This is a genomic window from Simplicispira lacusdiani, assembly GCF_003604195.1.
In the GTDB taxonomy this organism is placed as follows: domain Bacteria; phylum Pseudomonadota; class Gammaproteobacteria; order Burkholderiales; family Burkholderiaceae_C; genus Simplicispira; species Simplicispira lacusdiani.
Map to the genome: position 1 here is coordinate 1 of NZ_QXGR01000023.1, position 4756 is coordinate 4756.

A 4756-nucleotide genomic window follows, 5' to 3' on the forward strand; every position below is an offset into this window, starting at 1 on the left:
CCCTGCTCGGCGGTCATGATGCGGCCCAGGTCGTCCTGGTTGGCCATGAGCAGGTCATACCACTTGCGCAGGATGATGGAACGCTCCTTGGCGGTCTTGGAGCGCCAGGCAGGCCAGGCGGCGTTGGCGGCGGCGATGGCGGCCTGGGCGTCCTGGGGGCCCAGGTTGGCCACGTCGGCCAGCTTCAAGCCGGTGGCCGGGTCATGCACGGCGAAGCGGCTGGCTCCGCTGATCCATTGGCCGTTGATGAGGCCGTCGGTTTTCAGCAGCGAAGGGTCGTTGAGCAGCGAGAGCGGAGAGGTACGGGTGTCCATGGCAATGCGGTAGGAAGGTGGGGCGTGGCCCGGGCAGTGCCCGGGCCACGGGAGCGTGGTTACAGGGCGGCGCCGACCTTGCGCAGCTCGGCGATCTGCGGCGCCTTGGGGAGCCAGATCTTGTCGAAATCGCGCGCCAGCGCGGCCACGTCCAGGGTGGGTTCGGTCTTGATCGGGAAGGGCACGGCCTTGAATTTCTCGATCAGGCCCAGCTCGGTGGTCACGATGTCGCGGATCTGGCCGTCGAGCGACTGGCGCACCAGGCCCCGGATCAGCTCGCGGTCCGGGGCGCTCAGGCCCTGCCAGACGCGGCCCGAGACCAGCGGCGCGAAGGGCATGAACAGCGCGTTCATCTGCAGCATGGACTTGGCCACCTTGTCGAAGCGCTGGTTCCACGAGAACTCGATGTCGGCCTCCAGCCCGTCCACCTGGCCGTTGGCCATGGCGTCGAACACCTGCGGCGTGGGGATGGGGGTGGGCGCGGCGCCCAGCTGCTGGTAGAAGTCGCGGTACACCGGCGTGGGGTTGATGCGCAGCTTCATGCCCTTGATGTCCTTGGTGCCGCCGATCTCGCGGGTGGAGAACACCACGCGCATGCCGGTGATGCCCCAGCCCAGGCCGATGGTGCCGGTCTCGCGCGGCAGCACGTCGAGCAGCTTGAGCGCGGCCTCGTGGCGCACCAGCCGGGCCACGTCGGTGGTGGAGCGCACCAGGTAGGGCGCGTTGATCGAGGCGATGCTGGCCACGCGCGAGCCCAGCTCGGCGGCCTGGATCCAGCCCATGTCCAGCGCGCCGGTCTGCAGCTGCTGCATCATCGCGGCCTCGTTGCCGAGCTGGCCCGAGTGGAACACCGTGGCCGAGAGGCGGCCGCCGGTTTCCTTCTTGAGCGACTCGCCGAAGGCCAGCGCGGCGCGGTTCCACGAATGGCCCGCGGGCGTGATGAGCCCGAGGCGGAATTCCTTGGCCTGGGCGCGGGCCTGGCCGATGAAGGCGGGGGCGGCCAGCGCGGCGCTGGCCTGGACGAAGTGGCGGCGGGACAGGTTCATGGTGCAATGCCTTTCGTGGGTGGGAGGATCAATCAAGGAGGCCGAGGGAGAGACTGGGGAACAGCGACAGCAGCACCAGCGCGGCGCAGCAGATCAGAAAGAAGGGCAGGGTGACGAGGAACATCTTCCCGGGCTTGGCGCCCGTCACGGCGGCCGCGACGAAGAAGCTCAGTCCGACGGGGGGCGACATCAGGCCCAGCACCAGGTTCACCACCACCACCACGCCGAAGTGGCGCGGGTCGATGTGGTAGACCTCGGTGGCGATGGGCAGCAGGATGGGCACGGTCATGATCAGGCCCGGGATGCCGTCGATCACGGTGCCGATCACCAGCAGGATCACGTTGGTGATGAGCAGGAAGCTCACCGGGTCCTTGGCCACGGTCTGTATCCAGGCGGCGGCGGCCTGCGGCACCTTGCCGTAGATCAGCAGCCAGGAGAACACGGCGGCGGCCGCGACGAGGAACAGCACGATGGCCGAGTACACCGCCGAGCGCAGCAGGATCTGCGGCAGCATGGAAAAGCGCAGCTCGCGCGTCACGAAGCGGCCCACCAGCGCCGAGACCACGGCGCCCACGGCGGCCGATTCGGTCGGGTTGGCAATGCCCGCGAGGATGGAGCCGACGATGACGATGGGGATGAGCAGCGTGGGCGAGGCCAGCGCGATGGTGCGGGCGCGCTCGCGCAGCGTCTTCTTCTCGCTGCGCGGGTAGTTGTAGACGAGCCCCATGCAGGCGATGACGATGAAAAACAGCACCGTCAGCAGGATGCCGGGCAGGATGCCCGCCATGAGCATGTCGCCCACGGCCACCTGGGCCAGCACGCTGTAGACCACGAACATCACCGAGGGCGGAATGATGGGGCCGAGCATGCCGCCGTAGACGGTGACGCCGGCGGCGAAGGTCTTGTCGTAGCCCTGCTTCTCCATCTCGGGCACCATGATCTTGGACATGATGGCCACCTGCGCGGTGGCCGAGCCGATGATGGAGGCCAGCATCATGTTGGCCAGCACGTTCACATAGGCCAGGCCGCCGCGCACGGCGCCGACGAAGCCCATGGCCAGATCGACCAGGCGGCGCGTGATGCCGCCGCTGCCCATGATCTCGCCGATGAGGATGAAGAGCGGGATGGCGATCAGGCCGTAGCTGTCCACGCCGCCGAACATCTGCGAGGGGAAGGACTGGAACAGCACCGTGGCATCGGTGGCGAAGATGTAGACGATGCCCGCGAGGCACAGGCACACGCCGATGGGCACGCCCAGCAGCATGACGGCGAGGAAGAACAGGCCAGTGGTCATGGTGTCGGTCCGTGCGGGTTCAGTTGACGGTTTCCTCGGCGTTGCCGAGGTTGAAGCCGGCGATGGCGGCGCGGGGCCGCAGGCCCAGGTCCTCGACGAGGTTGGCCGCCGCGTGGAGGGTGAAGCACAGCGCGAACAGCGGCAGCACGAGCTGCACCACCCAGGTGGGCCAGTTCAGGGTCTGGGTGCGTTCGGTGTAGAGAAAGTTGAAGCTCTCGGCGGCGAATTCCCGGGCGTCGAAGCCGTGGCGCGCGATGCCCACGGGGTCCATCCACACCCAGCACATGGCGATGAGCGCGCAGCCAAAGAGGAAAACGCAGGCGGTGGACAGCGCCTTGAGGCGGCGTGCATGGCGCTCGCCCACGGCGTCGGTCAGCAGCGTGACGGCGAAGTCCAGGCGCAGCCGCGTCATGGTGGAGGCGCCGACGAAGCACAGCCACACCACGAGGTAGACCGCCGCCTCGTCCACCCAGTAGATCGGCATGCCGGAATAGCGTGTGGCGACGTTGAGCAGGATCATCAGCGCGAGCAGGCCCATGAGTGCCATCAGGGCCAGGCGCTCGGCCCGCAGGATCGCGGCCGAGGCGCGCTGTATCCCGCGGGCCCAGCCATGGCCGGACAGGTCCTGGGAAGGGTTTTGTTCGTTCATGGCAGGGCTTTGAGAGGGGGGTCAGAAGGTATGAATGAATCCGGCGTGCCCGAGCAGGCCGCGAAAACGCGGCCGATCTAGGCGCAAAGCACAGCCATAGCCCGTGCTATGGCGAGCATTTGCAACGACGAGCGGGTGTGTTTTGGCGGAATGAGCGGGCATGGTGGGTTCGTTCACACCTTCTTAGTCGACCGAGCGGTACTGGGCGGGGCGGTTGGCCAGGGCCTTCTGCACCACGGCGGTGACGAACTCGCGTTCGGCGCCCACCAGCGGCATGCGCGGCAGGCGCACATGCTCGGTGCCCACGCCCACCAGCGCGTCGATGAGCTTGAGGTTCTGCACCAGCTTGTTCGACACGTCGAGGTGCAGCATGGGCGTCATCCACTGGTACAGCGGCAGGGCCTCGGCGAACTTGCCGGCCTTCATCAGCTCGTACAGCGCCACGGTCTCGCGCGGGAAGGCGCAGCCCACGCCGGCCACCAGGCCGTCGCAGCCCAGGGCCAGGGCCTCGTAGGCCAGGTCGTCCACGCCGCAGAAGATCTGGTAGCGGTCGCCCACGGTGTTGCGCAGGTCGGTCACGCGGCGGATGTCGCCCGTGCTTTCCTTGACGGCGACCACTTGTTCGCAGTCGGCCAGCTCCAGCATGTGCTCGGGCTTGAGGTCCACGCGGTAGGCCACGGGGTTGTTGTAGACCATCAGCGGACGCTGGGCGGCCTTGGCCATGGCGCGCACGTTGGCCATGGCTTCGCGCGCGTCGGCCACGTAGATGACCGAGGGCATGACCATGTAGCCGGCCACGCCGAGCTTGTTGGCCGCGTCGATGTAGCGCAGCGCGTCGCGGGTGCTGGTTTCCGACACGTTGGCCAGCACGGGCACGCGGCCACCGCTGGCCTCCACCGCGATGCGGGCGACTTCGAGCTTTTCTTCGAGCGACAGCGTGCTGGCTTCGCCCAGCGAGCCGCAGGTGACGACGCCGTGGATGCCGTTGCGGATCTGGAAGTCGATGTGGCGGGCCGTGCCCTCGGCGTCGATGCGCTCGTCGGCGTGGAACTTGGTGGTCACGGCGGGGAAGATGCCTTGCCAGCGGGTGGTCGTCATGGATGAACTCCTAGGGTGGGGTGGTGAATCGGTGGGTGGGGTCGTTTGCGACTTTTAAATATATTAGCAGGATATTAAAAATATCTTTGTCAGGGTAAACACGGAGGGCACAAAAAAACCGCCAGCACCTCGCGGTGTGGCGGTTTGAATGTTTTTGGCCTCCAGCGCCTGATGGTCAAGCGCGAGCAGCTACAAAACTAATAGTGCATCGGTCGGCTCACTTGAGGATGTCGCCCATGCAGAGGTACTTGATCTCCACATAGTCATCCATGCCATGGTGCGAGCCCTCGCGGCCCAGGCCGGACTGCTTGACGCCGCCAAAGGGCACATGCTCGGTGGCCAGGATGCCCACGTT

Annotated in this window: 6 protein-coding genes; all 6 read right to left on the reverse strand. The window is 66.9% G+C overall.

The features are described 5' to 3' along the window. Window positions 1-314: aldehyde dehydrogenase family protein (locus D8S75_RS17140; RefSeq protein WP_119967580.1), on the reverse strand; the 314-nt coding region annotated here is incomplete at its 3' end. Between the two features lie 59 nt (window positions 315-373). Next, window positions 374-1360, reverse strand: coding sequence for a TRAP transporter substrate-binding protein (locus tag D8S75_RS17145; protein WP_119967581.1), 987 nt, complete (start codon window positions 1358-1360; stop codon window positions 374-376). Between the two features lie 28 nt (window positions 1361-1388). Continuing rightward, a complete protein-coding gene (locus D8S75_RS17150; protein ID WP_119967582.1) occupies window positions 1389-2654 on the reverse strand; it encodes a TRAP transporter large permease in 1266 nt (421 codons plus the stop codon). Window positions 2655-2673: 19 nt separating this feature from the next. Then, window positions 2674-3303, reverse strand: a complete 630-nt coding sequence (locus tag D8S75_RS17155) for a TRAP transporter small permease (protein WP_119967583.1) — start codon at window positions 3301-3303, stop codon at window positions 2674-2676. Between the two features lie 183 nt (window positions 3304-3486). Further along, window positions 3487-4401 (reverse strand): dihydrodipicolinate synthase family protein, encoded by a 915-nt coding sequence (locus D8S75_RS17160; RefSeq protein ID WP_119967584.1) that lies wholly within the window; start codon window positions 4399-4401, stop codon window positions 3487-3489. Window positions 4402-4618: 217 nt separating this feature from the next. Further along, a partial coding sequence (locus D8S75_RS17165; RefSeq protein ID WP_119967550.1) for an aldehyde dehydrogenase family protein occupies window positions 4619-4756 on the reverse strand: 138 nt, incomplete at its 5' end.